This is a genomic window from Micromonospora sp. NPDC049230 (assembly GCF_040647875.1).
In the GTDB taxonomy this organism is placed as follows: domain Bacteria; phylum Actinomycetota; class Actinomycetes; order Mycobacteriales; family Micromonosporaceae; genus Micromonospora.
Genome location: NZ_JBEZCZ010000049.1, coordinates 32,839 through 51,435, shown reverse-complemented (window position 1 = coordinate 51,435; position 18,597 = coordinate 32,839). Strand labels below are relative to the sequence as shown.

The following is an 18,597-nucleotide window of genomic DNA, read 5'->3' as shown; positions in this document are numbered from 1 at the left end:
ACAGACGTCCGACATCATCAACCACCGGAAATCCGTGCGCTCCTCGACACCGGTACCCCGCCCCGGCGGCTGCGCACCCGGCATCCCCAGGAACTCCGGTGCGCTGCCGGCCGACATGCGGGCCGCCGCAGCGGGCGAACCGGTGGGCAGACCCGGGTTGGTTCCGGTGTCGACGCTTGTCAGCGCGCCGAGCGTCGCCGTCGCCGGGCTGACCGCCGGCCCGTCCGGGTTGTGCGCGAACGCCGGGCTCGCCAGGCCGGCCCGGCGGGGCTGCTCGACGAACGCGACGTGCCGCCACGAGTTCGCGGTCAACGCGCCGGTGTTGTCGTACGACATGCCGAGCAGGTCCAGGCCGCTCTCCGGGACGCCGTTCCACTCCTTGCAGGCGACCTCACAGGCCTTACAGCCGATGCACACGCTGGTGTCGGTGAAGAACCCCATCCGCGGCGGGGCGTCCTCGTAACCGGCGTCCGGCGCCGGATCCAGTGGCCCGTACAGGGCGTTGGGGTGGGGCATGGGTCAGGCCTCCTGGTCCGGGCCGCCATCGGCGGAGTCGGTCGTGACCTGCGGTGGGTAGTGCGGGCTGAGATCCCCGGACCGCCGGCGGTAGTCGACGACGAGTTCCTGGAGCTTCAGCCCACGGGGGCGGCGCCCCGGCTTGATGTCGCAGGTGCCGACCTTGCTCTCCTGGATCAGCACGTTCGGGTCCAGGCTGATGCCGAACAGGTCGTTGGCCGAGTCGCCGGTCACCAGACCCTCGAACCCGAAGTGGTACGGCAACCACACCTGGTGGATGATCCGACCGTCCACCCGCAGCGGGGTCAGCCTGTCGGTCACCAACACCTTCGCCTCGATGGCCGCGCGGGCGGTCACCAGGTGTGCCCAACCCAGGTGGGTGAGCCCGCGTTCGACCGCCAACTCCGGCGACACCTCGACGAACATCTCCGGTTGCAACTCGGCCAGCGGCGACACGGTCCGGCTCATCGCGCCGGCGGTGTGGTGCTCGGTGAGCCGGCTGACCGTGAACACGTACGGGAACACCTGACTGTGTTCCTCCGGTGGGCTCGGGTTGAGCGTGTTGATCGGGTGCGTGTAGACCTTGCGGGTCGGGTTGGCCTGCTGCCGGTAGAGCGGGTTACGCACCGGCGACTCCACCGGCTCGTAGTGCGTGGGCAGCGGCCCGTCGAGCACGCCGGTCGGCGCGTACAGCCAGCCCTTGCCGTCGCCCTGGAGGATGAACGGGTCGTCGCCGGCGATGCCCGCCACGCCCGAGGCGTCGCGCTCCGGCCGGTACGACGGCGGTTTGGTCTTCTCGAAGTCCGGCACGTCGTAGCCGGTCCACTCGGCCTTCTCCGCGTCCCACCACACGTAGCGCTTGCGCTCGGACCACGGGTTGCCGTCCGGGTCGGCCGAGGCACGGTTGTAGAGGATCCGCCGGTTCGCCGGCCACGCCCACCCCCACTCCGGGGCCACCAGGGACTGCTGGGCGCCGGGTTTGCGGCGGGCGGCCTGGTTGACACCGTCGGCGTACACACCGGTGTAGATCCAGCAGCCACCGGCGGTGGAGCCGTCGGCCTTCATCTCGGTGAACGACGACAGTGGCCGGCCGGTCGCCACGTCGTACCCGTTGATCTCGCGCAGCACCGCCTCGGCGCTCGGCTCCGCGTGCGGACCGTGGGTGGGGTAGTCCCAGGTGAGGTCGAGCAGCGCCCGATCGCGCGGCCGGGTCGACGACGCCAGCCGTTCCCGGACGATCCGCCCGAGGTGGTAGAAGAACCACAGCTCGGAGCGGGCGTCGCCCGGCGGCTCGACGGCCTTCTCCCGCCACTGCAACAACCGCTGCGTCTGGGTGAACGTGCCCTCCTTCTCCACGTGCGAGGCGGCCGGCAGGAAGAACACCTCGGTGCGGCACTCCCCCGGCACGATCTCGCCGGTCTCGATCTCCGGGGCGTTCTTCCAGAACGTGGCGCTCTCGATCTCGAACAGGTCGCGGACCACCAGCCAGTCCAGGTTGGCCATGCCCAGGCGCTGCGCGCGGCCGTGCGCGGAGCCGACCGCCGGGTTCTGACCCAACAGGAAGTACCCCTTGATCTTCCCGTCGATCATGTCGAGCACCTGCTGGTACGTGCCGTGGTCACCGGTCATCCGCGGCAGGTAGCCGTAGCAGTAGTCGTTCTCGGCGGTGGCGGCGTCACCCCAGTACGCCTTGAGCAGGTTGACCCCGTAGGTGCGGGCGTTGCCCCAGAAGCCCTTCTGCCCCGGGTGCGCGATGCTGTCCACCCACTTCGCCAGGGTCGGGTGATTGGCGTGGTGCGGCATCGGCAGGTAGCCGGGCAGCAGGTTGAACAGCGTCGGGATGTCGGTGGAGCCCTGGATGCTGGCGTGCCCGCGCAGGGCCATCACCCCGCCACCCGGGCGACCCACGTTGCCCAGCAGCAGTTGGATGATCGCGCCGGTGCGGATGTACTGCACACCCACGCTGTGCTGGGTCCACCCGACGGAGTAGACGAGCATGCCGGTGCGGTCGCGGCCGGAGTTCTCCGTCCACGCCTGGGCCAGTTCGAGGAACTTGTCCTGCGGGATGCCGCAGACCCGTTCCACCATCTCCGGCGTGTAGCGGGAGTAGTGCCGCTTGAGGATCTGGTAGACGCAGCGCGGATGCCGCAACGTCTCGTCCCGCTCGGTCTGCCCGTCCACCGGCGCGCCGTGCGACTCGTTCTCCAACCCGGCCGCGGTTTCCCGCTGGGTCTCGCTGTCGCGGGTCGTCTGGGTCTGACTGTGGCCCTGGTACCGCCAACTGGCCTGGTCGTAGGTGGCGTTGTCGTCGTTGAAGCCGGAGAAGAGCCCGTGCATGTCCTCGGTGTCGGCGAACTCGTCGGTCACGATCGTCGCGGCGTTGGTGTACGCGACGACGTACTCCCGGAAATCCAGCTCGTTGTCGAGGATGTAGCGGATCACCCCACCGAGCAGGGCGATGTCGGTGCCCGCCCGGATCGGCAGGTACGAGTCGGCAAGCGCGCTGGTGCGGGTGAAGCGGGGGTCGACGTGGAACACCTTCGCGCCACGACGCTTGGCCTCCATCACCCACTGGAAGCCCACCGGGTGCGCCTCAGCCATGTTCGAGCCCTGGATGACGATCACGTCGGAGTTCGACAGGTCCTGCTGGAACTGGGTGGCGCCGCCGCGACCGAAGCTGGTCCCCAGACCGGGGACGGTGGCGGAGTGTCAAATACGGGCCTGGTTCTCGATCTGGAGCGCCCCCATCGCGGTGAACAACTTCTTGATGAGGTAGTTCTCCTCGTTGTCCAGCGTCGCCCCACCCAGACTGGAGAAACCCAGCGTCCGGTTCAGCGGTCGCCCCTCGGCGTCGACGTCCTCCCAGGTCTCCTCCCGGGCGGCCAGGACCCGATCGGCGATCATGTTCATCGCCGTGTCGAGGTCGAGGTCCTCCCACTCGGTGCCGTACGGCCGGCGGTAGCGGACCGTGGTCTGCCGCAGCGGGCTGGTCACCAGGCTCCTGCTGGCCGAGCCCTTCGGGCAGAGCCGACCCCGCGAGATCGGGCTGTCCGGGTCGCCCTCGATCTGGCTGACCTGGCCGTCCTTGACGTACACCCGTTGGCCGCAGCCGACGGCGCAGTACGGGCAGACGGACCGGGCCATCGAGTCGGCGGTGTCGGTGCGGGCGGTGAGCGCCCGGGACCCGTCGGACTCGGCCGCCGTCCCCCGCCCGAGCGGGTCGGTGCCGGTGAGCTGGCGGTAGACCGGCCAGCCCTCGATCCAGGTCCGCACCCCCATCGCCGCACCTTCCCGACCAATCCCGCCAAATATGAACACTCTGACGTTAGATGAGGTGCCGGCCCGGTCGCAGCGGGATCACAAAGTCATGCCTTCCCCGGCCCTTCGTGCGGGCCGGGGAAGGCATGGAGGACGGCGCTGGTCAGCTCGGTTGCAGTCGGCCCACGTGCTGGTCGCCGAAGGCCCGGTAGCGGCGCAGTTCCCAGAGCAGCCAGCCGATGCTGATGATCGCCAACACGACGAAGACCAGTGAGCCGGAGAACGTGTCCCACAGGGTGTGCAGGACGACGACACCCAGGAACGTGCCGAGGAATCCGAAGAGCCGACCGACGCTCGGACTCGCCAGCAACGCCCACAGCGCACCGGCGGTCAGCCCGGTCCAGGCGGTGTGACCGGCGGGCGCCGTCAGACCCCGGATGAAGAGCGTCTGCTCCACCGCGCCGATGTTGCCCTGCGAACTCAGCAGCGCGCTGAAGGCGTAACCCATCGTCTCCAGTGCGGCGAAACCCATGCCGGCGGCGATGCCGATGATCAGCCCGTCGGAGGGCACCCGACGACGATGCTGGGCCACCACAGTGAACAGCAGCACCACCGGGACGATCAGCTTCGCCGACTCCTCGATCAGTGCCACGAACAGCATGGGCAGGGTGCCGAGGCCGCGCAGGGTGTCGTACTCCAGTGTGCCGGCGACCACCGTGCCGATCACCCCGCCGAAGAAGGCCGACGTCACCAGCGCCGCCGCCGGCACCTGCCACCGCCCGGTGCGGGCCTGCGCGAACGTCAGGAACGTCAGCGGCACCAGCGTCGCCCCGAGCAGGATCAGCGCCGGGACGAAGTTCGGATTCTTGGTGCTGACCAGGGTCCGCAGCACCGCCAGGTAGAGGATGAGTCCGACGACGAGCACCCCGGCCCACGCCCACCGTCGCCAACGATCACGCATACCGCGCAGTCTGGCGGATCCAGGTTACGAACACTAGCCCCGCGCTCGGTCGAGGTGAGGCCGCGACGCCTCGCGACGAGCAGGGCGACCCCATCGGGTACGCCCGCCGGGCTTGAAGACGGAGAGGATCGTCGCGGTCCACAGCAGGGCGGTGAACAGCCCCATGGCGCCGAACAGCAGCATTCCGGTGGTGCCGGTCTCGATCAGGCCGGGTGCGCTGCGGTTCTCCAGCTCCTCGATCCAGGGGCCCTCGACGCCCGCGAGGAACGGTAGGGCGAGCGCGATGACCAGCTTGGCCAACACCCACCTGTGCCTGAGCAGACCCCACGGGGTGCCGAGCGAAACCACGACACCGATGACGATCGTCAGGAAGGCGCTCGGAATCGCCAGGAAGATGTCGAACTTGCTCAGCAGCAGGTAGGCCCCGTGCTGTAACTCGTGGCTGCCGGCCGTGACCCCGGTGACCGCCAGCAACAGCATGCCCGTCGAGACGCCCAGCCAGCCGACCCCGATGCCGACGTGCAGCGTCAGCCACACCTTCCGCGCCGTCCGCCCCAGCCGGGGGAAGCGCGGCTTCAGCCCGGCCACGATCGCCGAGGACAACGCCATGCCGAGCCACGGCAGGGAATGGGCGAGCAGGAACAGGAACTGCGCCGGCACGAAGAGCAGGTGGAAGACGATCAGCACCCGCCGGGTGCGGGCGGCGAGCACGGGGCTCCCGAGCGCGAACCAGCCGCCGAACGACAGCACCGCGGCAAGCGCGTAGCCGTACGTCCCCGCGGTAGTGAAGAACGGGTGCGGCGGGTCGGGGCGCAGCGCGATCAGGGCACCCGCGGCGACGGCGAGGACACCGAAGACGAGCTGCGTTGGTCGCGGATTGAGACGTGGTCTGGCCATGCCCCCACCCTCGCCGCGGCGGGCAGCACGGGGCGTCGGAGGATCCGACAGATCGAATCAGTCTATCGGCGATGATCAGCGGGGGCGTCGTACAACTTTCGACCGACGCCTACGCCTGTCCGTCGGTCCTACGCTGGCACATCATGACGTCGCGTCTCCTGGACCAGGTGGTGGGCTGGTTCCGCCACCGCCCGGTGATCGACGCGGTGGCGGCGTGCGCCATGGCGCTGTGCGTGGCGACCGGGGAGTTCGGGGTGGACTTCTTCGGCCCCACCCTCGCCGGCTTCGGCCCCCGCGTACCCCCGCTCTGGCTCGGCATCCCCCTCGGCCTCGCGGTCGGGCTGCTGACCTGGCGGCGGCGACGGGCGCCGGCCGTCCTGCTGGCCGGCTCTCTGGCGGCGAGCGTTCTCGTGTCGGCCCAGCTGACCGTCATGCTCGCGCTCTACACGCTGGCCGAGCGCACCACGGCGTGGCCGAAGGTCGCCGTCAGCCTCCTGGTCTCGGTGGTCCTGGTCGGCACCCCGATCTGGTGGTACGCCGGTGCCGATGGCGCGATCCCGGTCACCGTCGCGGTGTGCGTCGCCCCGGCGCTCCTCGGCCTCTACGTCGGCACCCGGCGCGAGCTTGTCGAACGGATGCGGGAGCGGGCCGAGCGGCTCGAACGCGAACAGCACCAGCGTGTGGCCCAGGCCCGCAGCGACGAACGGGCCCACATCGCCCGCGACATGCACGACGTCGTCGCCCACCGGGTGGCGCTGATCGTGCTCCAGGCCACCGCCCTGGAGTCGGCCAGGGGTGGGGACGCGGTGACCCGGGGACGGCAGATCGGCGCGATCGGCCGTGAGGCACTCGCCGAGCTGCGCGCCCTGGTGGGAATCCTGCGCGGCGATGACGAGGTGCCGCTCGCCCCGCAGCCCGGCCTGGCGGAGCTGGACGCGCTGGTCGAGGAATCCCGTCGGCTCGGCGTACCGGTCACCCTGGACGTGGAGAACGAGACAGGGGTACGCCTACCGCTGCTCGTCGAGCACGCTGTCTACCGCATCGCGCAGGAGTCCCTGACCAACGTGCACAAGCACGCGCCGGGCGCCCGAACCCGGATACGTGTCCGCCAGACACGGCAGTCGCTTCGGGTGACAATCAGCAACGGTCGCGGGCGGCCCGCCCCGGCCCCGCCTCTGCCGGTCGGCGGCCACGGGCTCCTCGGCCTCGCCGAACGCGTCCACCTGATCGGCGGGAAACTCACCTCTGGCCCCACCGACGATGGGGGATTCCGCCTGGTCGTCGAGGTACCTATCGCACCCGGGACGGACCATGACGGCACCGACTAAGACGTTGATCGTCGACGACGAGTGGTTGGTGCGCTCGACACTGCGCACCATTCTCGATGCGGCCCCGGACATCACGGTGGTCGGAGAGGCGTCCGACGGGGGCGAGGCGGTCGAGCTGGCACGGACGCTCCGACCCGATGTCGTCCTCATGGACATCCGCATGCCACGGGTCGACGGGCTGACGGCGACCGAGCGGATCGCCCGGCTCGACCGGCCGCCACACGTCGTCGTGCTCACCACCTTCGATCTCGATGAGTACGTGCACACCGCGCTGCGGTACGGCGCCGTCGGCTTCCTGCTGAAGGATGCCCCCGCCGAGGACATGCTCAACGCGGTGCGAAGCGCTGCGCGCGGCGACGCGATGATCTCCCCGCGGGTCACCCGCAGACTGCTTCGGCAGTTCTCCGGTCCGGCATCCGATCAGCGCAGCAACGCCGAACAGCGACTCGCGGTGCTCACGGAGAGGGAACGAGAAGTCCTGGTCGCCGTCGGCGGCGGCCTGTCCAACACCGCGATCGCGGCCACGCTCTACATGAGCGAGGCGACGGTGAAGACCCACATCAGCCGGATCCTGGCCAAGCTGGGCCTGACCAACCGGGTCCAGGCGGCGATCCTCGCCCACCGGGCCGGAGTGCTCGACTGAGGTCCGGACGGCGTCGCGCGGGCGCCGGGCGTCCTCTGGTCAGTGCCTTGTCCCGGGTCTGGCGTGGGCGGCGAGCCAATTAGGTGGCAAGGGGATGGTGTGGAACCACTCGCGCGAGATCTGGCCGTAGAACGGCGCCTTGAGCACCGGCGTCCCCCCGCCGAACCGGGCGGCGGCCACGGAGGCTCGCCTGACGTTCAACCACCAGCCGCCCCTCCCCCGGGAGTGGACGATTCTGTTGCCCTGGACGAGGCCGACGTGACGGCTCGTGGGTGGCAGATTACTTGTGGTCCACACTCGACCCTGGAAGTAGACGATGGCGTCGATATTGGACCATGGTTCGCGCATCGCCGGCCGGCCGAAGTCATCAGGTCCCAGGTAGACGCCCTGCTCGTCAATCGCGAAGAGCAACTCCCGCCGCATCGCGCTCAGCACGCGACGACGTCCAGTGGCGAGGAAGATTACCTCGAACAGCACCCCGAGGATGACGAACAGGTAGCGGACGGACAGGTCCTGTAGGCCGATCACGATGGCCGTGACCGGCAACAGGCTGTACAGCGCCAACGTCAGTCCGGTCCGGAGCCGGCTCCGCCGGACCACGTACGCCGAAGCCGCACCCATTCTCATGGCTACAACATAGCGAGCACCGTCACGACACCAGCAGGCGCCGAGCGTCGGGTGCGGTCCACGGAGGGTGTGCGATCCGGTGCGTCGAAGGGTGCCGCTGGTCCCGGTGGCCGGGTTGCCCAGACATCCTTTGCTCTGCACCCGCCGACGCGCCAGTCACGGACCGTGCCTGGTGCACCGGCGGGTGCAGAGCAAAGGAGGCGGTACGAGGGGGTCAGCCCAGCACCGGCCGCCGTCGCCGGCCGAGCAACTCGCCGCTGGCGCGGCAGTCCCCAGTTCGGATCCCGCCTGGGTTGGATGCTCAGCCGGCGGCGGGGTCCGCCTCGGCTCCCGTCTGGTGCCGATCGGTCACGCAGTACACGTCGCCGGAATTCGCCAGGTGCGGCAGGTCGCGCAGGTGTGCCGCCATGTCACTCGCGGCCAGCCACCTCTCGAAGGTCATCGACTTGTCGTCGCCCAGCGCGAGGTCGAAGCCGTCGAAACCGAGCGTGGTCAGCCGATCGAGACACCGATCGGCAACCGCGCGCGCGATCGTGGTGAACTCGAAGGAGAGCGCGGGCAGCGACCGGCTCAGGCCGGCCAGCACCTCGTCCTCGAAACCCTCCACGTCGATCTTGGCGAAGGTCGGCACGCCGTACTCGTCGACAAGCGCGTCGACGGTGACCACCGGGACCTCGATGTCGGCATCCCACACCTCGCCCTCCCACCCACCGGCGCCCTTCGCCGCCCGCACGAAGTCGGGCGAGGCGGTCGACACTGTGGGGTTGGTGGAGTTGACGTGCAACCGGGTGCGCCCGGGGCGCGCGCCACACGCCGCTTCGACAAGCGTCACCTGGTCGTCGTCGGCGTAGATCGCCCGCAGGGCGCGCAGGCACAGCGGCTGCGGCTCCACGGCGATGACCCGGGCTCCGAGGCGACGGAAGCTGCCGATGTGGTCACCCACATGGGAGCCGATGTCGAAGACGAGATCCCCACTCGTCACGAACCGGGCGTAGAAGGCGTCCATCCGTGCGTCCCGGTCGGGGTCGCCGTAGTAGACGTCCAGCGACCGGTGCAGCGGGGACATCCCCGGATCGGTCCGGAGCGCGGCGATCCTGGTGTCGGTGGTAGCCGTCATCGGTGTGGGTCCAGTCCGTGAGAGAGGTGGCCGGGTTTACGGTCCGAAGGCGGTCAGGAAACGGTCCCGGAAGGCGTCCATCCGCCAGACCGGTGCCTGTGGCCCGGGTCTCAGCCCGTCCTGCCAGCCCCACCCGGAGATCCGGTCCAACACGGCCCGGTCCCGCGTGATGATCGAGATCGGGACGTCACGGCTGGCGTTCTCGCCGGTGACGACCGCGGCGGGCTGGTGGTCACCGAGCACGATGAACACGAGATCATCGTCGCCGTAGGTCTGCACGTAGGAGATGAGCGAGCCCATCGTGTACTCGATGGAGTGCCGGTAGTCCGCCCGGATCTGGGTGGTGCTTCGTCGTCGGTCGTCCGACGTCCCACCGGCGGCGGCGCGGAAGACCGATCCGTCGCCCACAGTGGCCCAGTCGACGAACGGCGGGACGGGCGTCCAGGGCGCGTGACTCGACACCAGCGCCAACTCCGTCATCACCGGGTTGCTGTCGTGCCTCGCCTGCTCCAGACGCTGCCAGCTGGCCAGGGTGTACTGGTCGGGCGGGGTGCCGAAGCTGAACTTCGGGCCACGGTACGCGAGCGTCTTGGCGTTGTAGAACCGGTCGTAGCCGAAGAAGGAGCCCTCGGGCCACGCCCTGGTGACGGCGGGCATGACCCCCACGGTCTGCCAGTTCGCCCGCCGGAAGGCGCCGTTGAGGGTCATCCGGTCACTCGCCAGCAGGGTGCGGTGCCGCTGGTCGTTGTCGATCCAGAGACCGGAGAGCAGTGTGTCGTGCGCGAGCCAACTGCCACCACCGAACGTCGGCGAGGTGAGGAAGCCGCTCCGCGCGGCGAACCCCGCCGCGGCCAGCCGGCTGGTGCCGCCGTCGAGGACCGCACCGACCTGCGGCGCGAACTCCGGATCCTCGACGGCGTCCCGGCCGTAGCTCTCCACGAAGGCGATTACCACGTCCTTGCCCCGCAGCGCGGTCAACAACCTGTCACCCGGTGTGTCGCCGAACCTGTCGTCCTCGATCAGGGCGCCGAACGTCTCCCGGTCGTCGAGGCGCACGCGCACCTGGAAGCCGTGGCCGTTGGCCAGGGTGGTCGCGGACGTGTCGGCGACGGGTACACCCGACACCACCCGCACGTTGAACGCGGCGCAGGCCACCCAGAGGACCACAAGCGCGGCCACGAGCCGGGTCGTCCCGGTGCGGTGCCCGATCACCAGCCGCCGCAGTCGTCGCACCGACAACGTGACAAGGATGGGCAGGCCCACGACCACCACCGCCAGGACGCTCGCGGCGCCGATGGCGGCGGGCCGACCGTAGGACTCGCTGAGGAAGGCGAACCCCTCGTCGAGCAGCGCCCAGTCGAGCACCGGGTCGAACGCGCGGCTGAGCGCGGCGGAGAACCCCAGGTCGAGCAGCTTCAGCAGGCCGAGCAGGCCGAGGGCCACGCCGGCGAGGGTGGCCACCAGCCGGCTCCAGCGCGACGGCAGGGCGAGCAGGAGGGCCACGACCAGCAGCGCCTCCAGCGGGATCCGCACGAACGCCGCAGGGGTGAGGCGGCCGAAGTCGTACGGCATGGTGAGGACGAACAACACGAGCAGTGCCGCAAGCACTGTCGTCAGCCGTGCGGCGATGGAGCGCCTCGCTCGGCCCACGCCTGTGGTGCCGTCGTCGGCGGCACCACCCGGTGGTCCGTCCCTCCTCGCCGCTCGCCTCTGGCTCGGCAGCTCACGTACTCGCGTCAAGAGCGACAACCCGGGCATCCTTCCATTGTCACTGCGGAGTGCGGCGTACCGGCGGGTCAGACGCGGGCGACCCCGCCGCGGGCCACGGCGGCCGTCGGACGGTGGCTGGTCAGGTGGACCATCGTGGCCGGCACGGCCGGGGTGCCGTGGAGCGGGGTGTGGCGACGGTGCCGGGTCTGCCACAGCCACGTGACGTCACGGCCGAACGACTCGATCAGCAGCGCCAGCGACGCCACCAGCACAAGGGTCGTCAGCGGCCCGGGTAGCGCGTCTCCCATGGCCACCATCAGCGCCACGCCCTGGATCGCCGCGACGACCTTGCGCCAGTAGCGCGGCGGCAGGGACCCGCGCATCCAGCCCAGCACCCAGCTCGCGGCGACGAAGACGTAGCGCATCGCGCCGATCGCGAGCACCCAGCCACCCACCGCCGGAGCGACGTGCAGGCAGAGCACCAGCACCAGGAAGGAGTCGATCTCCATGTCGAAGCGCGCGCCCAGCTCGCTGGTGGTCCCGGTGCGCCGGGCCGTGTACCCGTCCACCGCGTCGAGAGCCAACGCGACGGCGGTCAGGGTGACAAGCACCGCGATCGGCGCCGGCCGGGTGAGCGCGTCAGCGGCCAGGGCCGTCACTCCGCCGACAAGGATGGCCCGGCTCAGGGTCACCCGGTCGGCCGGGCTCAGGCCCCGCGCACCCGACCGGGACAACCCCCGGCCGAGCAGGACGCACAGGCCGACCCCGTACGCCAGGCCGGCCACCCACCCCGCGGCACCGAGACCGACGGTCCCGGCGAGCGCCGCCAGCACCGCGATCTGCACGAGCAGTCCGATGGCCGGACCGGTTCGAACCGTTGACATCGTGCCTCCGCGACTCTGGTGGGTGCCCCTGACCGTCATCACGGAAAATATGACCGATCGGTTCATTCTGAACGTGACCTCGCCGGGTGCTGCGGAGGGACGTGCCCCTGGGAGGGCCGGTTGATCGTCGAGAGCTGGTCCCGGTCGGCGAGCGACCGGGACCAGCGGGCTGCGGCGTCTCAGGAGGCGGCGATGCCCTCCATGCCGATGCCGTTCTCGAACTTCGGCAGGCCCTCCACCGTGGTGACGAGCCTCAGCGAGCCGTCGTCGTTCACCTCGTAGCCCTGCACGTTGCCGGCGGTGGCGTTCTGCACGTACAGGAAGCCGTCGCTGGTGGTCATGTCGATCGACCCGCCGTTGGTGTCGGCGGCGACGTTCTTGACGATTTCGAGCTTGCCGTCGTCGTCGACCCGGTAGGAGCTGATGGTGGAGCTGCCCGCGTTGGCGACGAAGAAGTAGTCGCCGACGCGCTGGATCCAGCACGGCGCCTGCTGGCCGTTGGGCACCGACGGCCCGACCTGGTCGAGCGTGCCGTCGTCCTCCAACTCGAACCGGCTGACCGCGTTGGCACCCGACTCGGTGACCAGCAGCGAGTCCTCGGAGTCGAAGGTGAAGCCGAACGGGGTGTTTCCCGCGTCGCTGACGGCGGGGTCGCGGGCCAGCTCACCGTGGCGGCCGATCTCGTAGCTGAACATGACGTTGTTGCCCTTTGTCGACACCAGGACGAACTCGCTGTCCGGGTCGATCTTGACCTGGGCCGGGGCGGTGCCGAACGCGGGCGGGTTGCCGTTGTGCAGCCCGAGCGAGCGGTTGGCGTCCTCGATCCGCGACAGGTGTCCCTTGCGCAGCTCGAAGCCCTGCACCGAGCCCTCGCCACCGGCGTTGAGGACGTAGACGAGGTCGCCACGGGCCGCGATGCTGACCGGCAGCAGGCCACCGGACCAGATGACCTGGAGCTTGTGCAGTTTGGTGCCCTCGACACCGAAGACGGTCACGGTGTTGCTGCCGGCGTTGACGGCGAAGAGCAGCCCCTTGTGGTAGATCAGGGAACCCTGCGAGGCCAGCGCGTCCAGCGGCGCGCCGATGGTGAAGCCGCCGAGCCCGCCGGTCTCGTACTCACCCGCCTTGGTGAGACGGCCGTCCTCGTCGCGGTCGTACACCTTGATGGTGTTGCCTTCGGCCTTGTTGGTCTGGACGAAGACCGCGCCCTCGTCGCCGTGGTGGTTGTCACCCCCCTTGCGGTCGTCGTGGTATCCGGGGCCGCCACCGTCGGCGAGAGCCGTTCCGGGGTTCGAACCGACGCTGCTCAGACCCGCCAGGAGGGCTGCCGCGAGCGCAACGCTGCGCTTCATCACTGACTCCTTACGCACACGAAGGGAGGAATATGAGTTTTCCTCTGCTTCGAAAGCTATCGGAGCATGTAGTCGTGATGTGCATCCTTACCCTAAAGCGGTAATTTCGTGCCGTTCCGTGGAACCAGCAGACGTCCGCCCCCATCTCCTACCCAGGGAGGAGGCCCGCTCCGACCGCCGGCCGCAACCGGGGCTCGTGGTCGGACGCTTTCCACGGGACCGGCCACGAGCATCTACAGGCATGACTACCGTGCTGCGTCGGGCGACGCACTGGAACCGCCCACTGATGGTCCTGGTCTCCGTGATGGCGGTGCTCACCGTCATCGCCGCGGCCGGCGTCTTCGCCGACTCGCGCGTCCTCACCGGGGCGCCGGTCTGGCTCAAGCCGTTCAAGTTCGGGGTGTCCTTCGTGCTGTACGGCGCGACGCTCGCCTGGATGCTCTCCCTGCTGCCCCGACGCAGCCGGGCCGTCGAGAGGGCGGCCGTCGTCATCGTGGCGGTGGCGGTCGTCGAGAACGCCTGGATCGTCGGTCAGATGCTCCGCGGGGAGACCAGTCACTACAATGTCAGCACTCCCCTGAACACCCTGTTGACCGCGTTGACGGGCCTGGCGATCATGTTCCTGTTCTTCGCGCACCTCGTCATCGGGGTCGTGGTCCTGATCCAGCGGATCCCCGACCGGGCCGCCGCGACCGCCGTCGGTTGGGGGCTCGGCCTGTCCCTGCTGGGCATGCTCGCGGCGGTGCCGATGGTGCTGCCGATGCAGGACCCGGGGATCGAGGGGATCGGCGGGGCGCACAGCGTGGGCGTGCCCGACGGCGGGCCGGGGTTGCCGATCGTCGGCTGGAGCACCACGGGTGGTGACCTGCGGATCGGGCACTTCGTGGGGTTGCACGCCCTCCAGGCGCTGCCGATCCTGGCGATCCTGCTGAGCCGGTTCGCCACCCGGTTGGACGCCCGCACCCGCGTCCGCCTGCTGGTCGTCGGGGGCAGCGCGTACGGCGTACTCATCGTGCTGTTGACCTGGCAGGCGCTGCGCGGACAGCCGCTGCTGCGCCCGGACGCCGGCACGCTGGTCGCGGTCGCGGCCCTGGTGGTCGCGACGGCTGCCGCCAGCGGGCTGGTGCTGGCCCGCCGACGCCGCCCGGAACTGGCGTTGGCCGCATGACCGAGACGCTGTTCTCCCTGACGTTCACCGTGGCCGCGCCGTTCTGGGCGCTGATGATCCTGCTGCCGCGCTGGTCGTGGACCGCCCGGATCATCTCCTCGCCGCTGATCGTGCTGCCGGTCGTGGTGATCTACGCCCTGCTGGTGATCCCGGCGTTCGGCGACGTGCTGACCGCCGTGCGGTCGCCGACCGTGGACGGGGTGCGTGACCTGCTCGGCACGTCCACCGGGGCGGCGGCGGGCTGGGCACACATGATCGCGTTCGATCTGTTCGTCGGGCGCTGGGCGTGGTTGGACAGCAGGGAACGGGGGGTGCCGGCGCTGGTGATGGCTCCGGTGCTGCTGCTGACCATCATGCTCGGACCGCTGGGCCTGGCCGCGTACCTCGCGGTCCGGCACCGCTGGCGGCGGCCGGCACCACCTGCTCCCAGCACCTAGGCTGACGACCGTGGGATGGCTGGGGCGACTGTTCGACAAGCGGGACACGCTCGTGCGGATGATTCTGCTCGATTTCAGCGGGCTGGGTTTCCTGCTCCTCGTCCCCCACGGCCACCCCACCAGCACGACACAGTGGATCCTCGCGGTGCTCGCGTTCGCGGTGGCGCTGGCGGCACACCGTCGACCGGTGGTCAACCTGGTGATCCAGACCGCCCTGCTGGCGGTCGCGCTCAGCCTGGTCGAGGACTTCACGATCAACCAGGTTGGTGCCAGTTGGGCGCTGCTCGAGGTCACCATGCGGGCACACCGCCCCCGGGCCATCTGGCTGTCCGCCGCGTTGCTGGTCGTTGTCGGCCTGGGCGACTCGATCGGCGCCCCGGCCGACCAGGTCGGCCCCGCCGTCGTCGGGCTGGCCCTGGAGGTCGGCGTGCCGGTGCTGCTCGGCCTGGTCATCCGCACCAACCGGGAGTTGAGTCGACAGGCCGTCGAGCGGGCCGTGGCCGAGCAGCGCCAGCACGAGTCGGAGAACCGCGCGGCACGCGCCGACGAACGCGCCGCCATCGCCCGCGAGCTGCACGACGTCGTCGCGCACCACGTGGCGTCGATGGTCCTGCGGGTCGGTGTGGCCCAGCACGTGCTCACCGACCTGGACCCCCGGGTGGGCGAGGTGTTCGACGACGTGCACGGCACCGGCACCGCGGCCCTGGCGGAGCTGCGCCGGCTGGTCGCGGTGCTGCGCGACCCCGACGGGGTACGCGGTGACGCGGCGCTGACCGCGATCGAACCCTCCGCGCTGCCGGCGGCGATCGGCGCCTCCATCGACAGGGCCCGCCAGGCCGGTGTCACAGTGGAGGCCGACCTCGATCCGGCGATCGGTTCGCTCGACGCGGTCCGCGGCATGGCGGTGCTGCGGCTGACCCAGGAGGCGCTGACCAACGTGGCCAAACACGCGGGGACGTCCACGCTCGCACACCTCGTGGTCGCCGTCCGCGACGATGCCGTGCACTGGGAGGTCGCCGACAACGGGCCCGGTGGGGCGCCGGCGGGCGTGCCGACCGGTGGCGGGCACGGCATCACCGGAATGCGCGAGCGCGTCGAGGTCCTCGGCGGTCGACTGGAGGCCGGCCCAACACCGACGGGATGGCGGGTGCGCACCGTACTCCCGGCCCCCGCCGCCGAGCCGTCCGCCCGCCCGGTGCCCCGCGACCGCTCGGCCCCCGCCGGTGCGCCGGCGCCGGAGCCGGTGTGATCCGGGTGCTGCTGGTCGACGACCAGCACCTCATCCGGGCCGGTCTGCGGATGCTCTGCGACGCCCAACCCGACATCGAGGTCGTCGGCGAGGCCGACAGCGGCCGCGAGGCGATCCCGCTGGCCGGGCGGCTCCTGCCCGACGTCGTCGTCATGGACCTGCGCATGCCCGGTGTCGACGGGATCACCGCGACCAGTCGGATCCTCGCCGACCGCCCCACCACCCGCATCCTGGTGCTCACCACGTTCGGCGACGACGACCACCTCTACCCCGCCCTGACCGCCGGGGCCTGCGGGTTCCTCCTCAAGGACGCGCCCCCGACCGAGCTGCTCGACGGCATCCGCCGGGCCGCCGTCGGCGACAGCCCGTTCAGCCCGGAGGTGCTGCGGCGTCTCGTCCAGCGCGCGGTGCACGCCCGACCCGAGACACCACGGCTGGTGCAGGGTCTGACCGCCCGCGAACGCGACGTACTGGACCTGGTCGCCGAGGGACTGTCCAACACCGAGATCGGCGACCGGCTGCACATCGGTGTCACCACGGTCAAGACCCACATCACCAGCCTGATGACCAAGACCGACAGCCCCAACCGGGTACGCCTCGCCCTGTTCGCGCGCGGCGTCTGACGGCCCGCCCTAACGGCCGCACGCGTAGCCCTGCATCCCCCGGGGGTTGGCACCGGCGGCCAGCACGCCCGTCGTCGGATCACGGGTCACCGCGCACAGCCGACCCAGGCTCCACCCGTCGGTGACCCGCACCTCGTGCCCGTACGCCCGCAGGGCCGACCGCACGCCCTCGTCGAGCCGGTCCTCCACCACCAGGACGCCGGGCTCCATCTCGCGCGGATAGAACGACCCCGGCAGGCTGAGTGTGTGCCAGGCCGGCGCGTCGATCGCCTCCTGTAGTGGCTGACCGGCGACGAGATGCCGCAGCAGGAACGGCAGCTGCCACTGGTCCTGCTGGTCGCCGCCGGGTGTCCCGCAGGCCAGCACCGGCTCCCCGTCGCGGTGCACCATCGTCGGGCTCAGCGTCGTACGCGGCCGGCGGCCCGGCGCCAACGACGAGGCGAGCCCCTCCTGAAGCCAGCACATCTGCAACCTGCTGCCCAGCGGAAAGCCGAGGTCGGCAATGGTCGGCGAACTCTGCAACCAGCCACCGCTGGGCGTCGCGGAGATCATGTTGCCCCAGCGGTCGACCACGTCCACGTGGCAGGTGTCGCCACGGGTCACCCCGTCCGCGCGCACTGTCGGCTCCCCCGTCGCCGGGTCCGTCGCGTGCGTACGCGGCACGCCACCGGGTCGGGCCTGGGCCGGCAGGCGGGGCCACGCCCCGTCGGGACGCCCCGGCCGCACCTGCGCCGACGCGCGGTCGCCGATCAGGGCCGCCCGTTCGCGCGCGTACTCCCGGGAGAGCAGCGCCGTGCCGGGCACGTCGACGCCGTCGCCGTACCAGGCCTCCCGGTCGGCGAAGGCGAGCTTGAGCGCCTCGACCTGGGCGTGCACTCCCGCCGCGGTGTCCGGGTCACAGGCGCCGGGATCGTCGAGCGCGTCCAGGGTGGCCAACGACTCCAGCAGCACCGGACCCTGGCCCCAGAACCCGGTCTTCGCCACCGAGTAGCCGTGCCAGTCGAGGGTGGCGGGCGCCTCCCAGGTCGCCGAGTACGCCGCCAGGTCGTCGCCGGTGACCAGCCCGGCGTGTGGCCGTCCGCTGGAGTCCTGGAACGGCTGCCGGCTGAACGTGTCGATCGCCTCGGCCACGAACCCGGTACTCCAGGCGCGACGCGCGGCCTCGATCTGCGCCTCCCGGTCGGCGCCGGCCGCCTGGCCCGCCTCGACGAGCCGGCGCAGGGTGTCCGCGTACGCCGGGTTGGTGACCAGCTCCCCCGGCGCCGGTGGCCGGCCGCCGCGCAGCCAGAGCGCGGCGGAGGTCGGCCAGTGGTCCTCGAACAGCGACCGGACGGCCGCCACCGTGGCGCCGACCTGACCCACCACCGGGTGGCCGGCGCCGGCGTAGCCGATCGCCGGCTCCAGCACCTCGGCGAGGGTGCGTGTGCCGTGCTCGCGCAGCAGCAGGAGCCAGGCGTCCACGGCACCGGGCACGGCCGCCGCGAGCGGCCCGGCACCCGGGATGAGGTCCATCCCGAGGGACCGGAAGTGCGCGATGGTGGCGCCGGCCGGCGCGGGGCCCTGCCCGCACAGCACCTTCGGCCCGGGGTCCGCCGCGGTGGCCACGATGGCCGGCACCTCACCGCCCGGCCCGTTGAGGTGCGGCTCGACGACGTGCAGGACGAACCCGGCGGTGACCGCCGCGTCGAAGGCGTTGCCGCCGCGTTCCAGGATGCCCATTGCCGACTGGCTGGCGAGCCAGTGCGTGGAGGAGACCATGCCGAAGGTGCCCCGCAACGTGGGTCGGGTGGTGAAGGTCATGACACCACCTCACCCGCATCCGCGGCG

The 18,597-nt window shown here is 70.8% G+C and carries 14 protein-coding genes and 2 pseudogenes; 6 read left to right on the top strand and 10 right to left on the bottom strand.

The annotated features are described in order from the left end of the window. The 4 genes and pseudogenes from AB0A95_RS29935 to AB0A95_RS29920 form a co-directional block, all read right to left on the bottom strand. A pseudogene (locus tag AB0A95_RS29935) lies at positions 1 to 516 on the bottom strand (4Fe-4S ferredoxin); the annotation flags it as partial. A gap of 3 nt (positions 517 to 519) precedes the next feature. Next, positions 520 to 3,795: a formate dehydrogenase gene (fdh, locus tag AB0A95_RS29930; RefSeq protein WP_357559074.1), complete on the bottom strand. Its 3,276-nt coding sequence runs from the start codon at positions 3,793 to 3,795 to the stop codon at positions 520 to 522. 142 nt (positions 3,796 to 3,937) lie between these two features. Next, entirely contained in the window at positions 3,938 to 4,735 is a 798-nt protein-coding gene (locus AB0A95_RS29925; RefSeq protein WP_357559073.1) for a PrsW family glutamic-type intramembrane protease, read from the bottom strand. Between the two features lie 33 nt (positions 4,736 to 4,768). Continuing rightward, a complete protein-coding gene (locus AB0A95_RS29920; protein ID WP_357559072.1) occupies positions 4,769 to 5,632 on the bottom strand; it encodes a hypothetical protein in 864 nt (287 codons plus the stop codon). Between the two features lie 143 nt (positions 5,633 to 5,775). Between AB0A95_RS29920 and AB0A95_RS29915 the strand changes: the two genes are divergently transcribed. Together AB0A95_RS29915 and AB0A95_RS29910 are read left to right on the top strand one after the other, a co-directional pair. Then, positions 5,776 to 6,960 (top strand): histidine kinase, encoded by a 1,185-nt coding sequence (locus AB0A95_RS29915; protein WP_357559071.1) that lies wholly within the window; start codon positions 5,776 to 5,778, stop codon positions 6,958 to 6,960. Then, positions 6,944 to 7,603 (top strand): response regulator transcription factor, encoded by a 660-nt coding sequence (locus AB0A95_RS29910; RefSeq protein ID WP_357559070.1) that lies wholly within the window; start codon positions 6,944 to 6,946, stop codon positions 7,601 to 7,603. The genes AB0A95_RS29915 and AB0A95_RS29910 overlap by 17 nt, the downstream gene beginning before the upstream one ends. A gap of 39 nt (positions 7,604 to 7,642) precedes the next feature. On the opposite strand, the gene AB0A95_RS29905 is transcribed toward AB0A95_RS29910, so the two are convergent. From AB0A95_RS29905 to AB0A95_RS29885, 5 genes and pseudogenes are all read right to left on the bottom strand, one after another. Next, the gene (locus AB0A95_RS29905; protein ID WP_357559069.1) at positions 7,643 to 8,230 is read right to left on the bottom strand and encodes a hypothetical protein; all 588 of its coding nucleotides are present in this window, start codon (positions 8,228 to 8,230) and stop codon (positions 7,643 to 7,645) included. 301 nt (positions 8,231 to 8,531) lie between these two features. Next, positions 8,532 to 9,347 carry an FkbM family methyltransferase gene (locus AB0A95_RS29900; protein ID WP_357559068.1) on the bottom strand — a complete coding sequence of 272 codons (816 nt, stop codon included), beginning with the start codon at positions 9,345 to 9,347 and terminating at the stop codon, positions 8,532 to 8,534. A gap of 36 nt (positions 9,348 to 9,383) precedes the next feature. After that, positions 9,384 to 11,105: a sulfatase gene (locus tag AB0A95_RS29895; RefSeq protein WP_357559067.1), complete on the bottom strand. Its 1,722-nt coding sequence runs from the start codon at positions 11,103 to 11,105 to the stop codon at positions 9,384 to 9,386. Positions 11,106 to 11,257: 152 nt separating this feature from the next. Then, positions 11,258 to 11,941: pseudogene (locus AB0A95_RS29890) on the bottom strand (CDP-alcohol phosphatidyltransferase family protein); the annotation flags it as partial. A 179-nt stretch (positions 11,942 to 12,120) separates the two neighbouring features. Then, the gene (locus AB0A95_RS29885) at positions 12,121 to 13,293 is read right to left on the bottom strand and encodes a beta-propeller fold lactonase family protein (RefSeq protein WP_357559066.1); all 1,173 of its coding nucleotides are present in this window, start codon (positions 13,291 to 13,293) and stop codon (positions 12,121 to 12,123) included. A gap of 241 nt (positions 13,294 to 13,534) precedes the next feature. On the opposite strand from AB0A95_RS29885, the gene AB0A95_RS29880 reads away from it, so the two are divergent. The 4 genes from AB0A95_RS29880 to AB0A95_RS29865 are packed head-to-tail and all read left to right on the top strand — an operon-like array spanning position 13,535 to position 16,770. Then, complete coding sequence (locus tag AB0A95_RS29880) at positions 13,535 to 14,461, top strand: hypothetical protein (protein ID WP_357559065.1); 927 nt, start codon at positions 13,535 to 13,537, stop codon at positions 14,459 to 14,461. After that, complete coding sequence (locus AB0A95_RS29875) at positions 14,458 to 14,898, top strand: ABA4-like family protein (protein WP_357559064.1); 441 nt, start codon at positions 14,458 to 14,460, stop codon at positions 14,896 to 14,898. Before AB0A95_RS29880 ends, AB0A95_RS29875 begins: the two co-directional genes overlap by 4 nt. A 10-nt stretch (positions 14,899 to 14,908) precedes the next feature. Further along, positions 14,909 to 16,147 carry a histidine kinase gene (locus tag AB0A95_RS29870; protein WP_357559063.1) on the top strand — a complete coding sequence of 413 codons (1,239 nt, stop codon included), beginning with the start codon at positions 14,909 to 14,911 and terminating at the stop codon, positions 16,145 to 16,147. Beyond that, positions 16,144 to 16,770 (top strand): response regulator transcription factor, encoded by a 627-nt coding sequence (locus tag AB0A95_RS29865; RefSeq protein WP_357559062.1) that lies wholly within the window; start codon positions 16,144 to 16,146, stop codon positions 16,768 to 16,770. The genes AB0A95_RS29870 and AB0A95_RS29865 overlap by 4 nt, the downstream gene beginning before the upstream one ends. Positions 16,771 to 16,779: 9 nt before the next feature. Here the strand turns inward: AB0A95_RS29865 and AB0A95_RS29860 are convergent, their stop codons facing one another. Beyond that, the gene (locus tag AB0A95_RS29860; protein WP_357559061.1) at positions 16,780 to 18,570 is read right to left on the bottom strand and encodes a gamma-glutamyltransferase family protein; all 1,791 of its coding nucleotides are present in this window, start codon (positions 18,568 to 18,570) and stop codon (positions 16,780 to 16,782) included. Positions 18,571 to 18,597 lie beyond the last annotated feature (27 nt).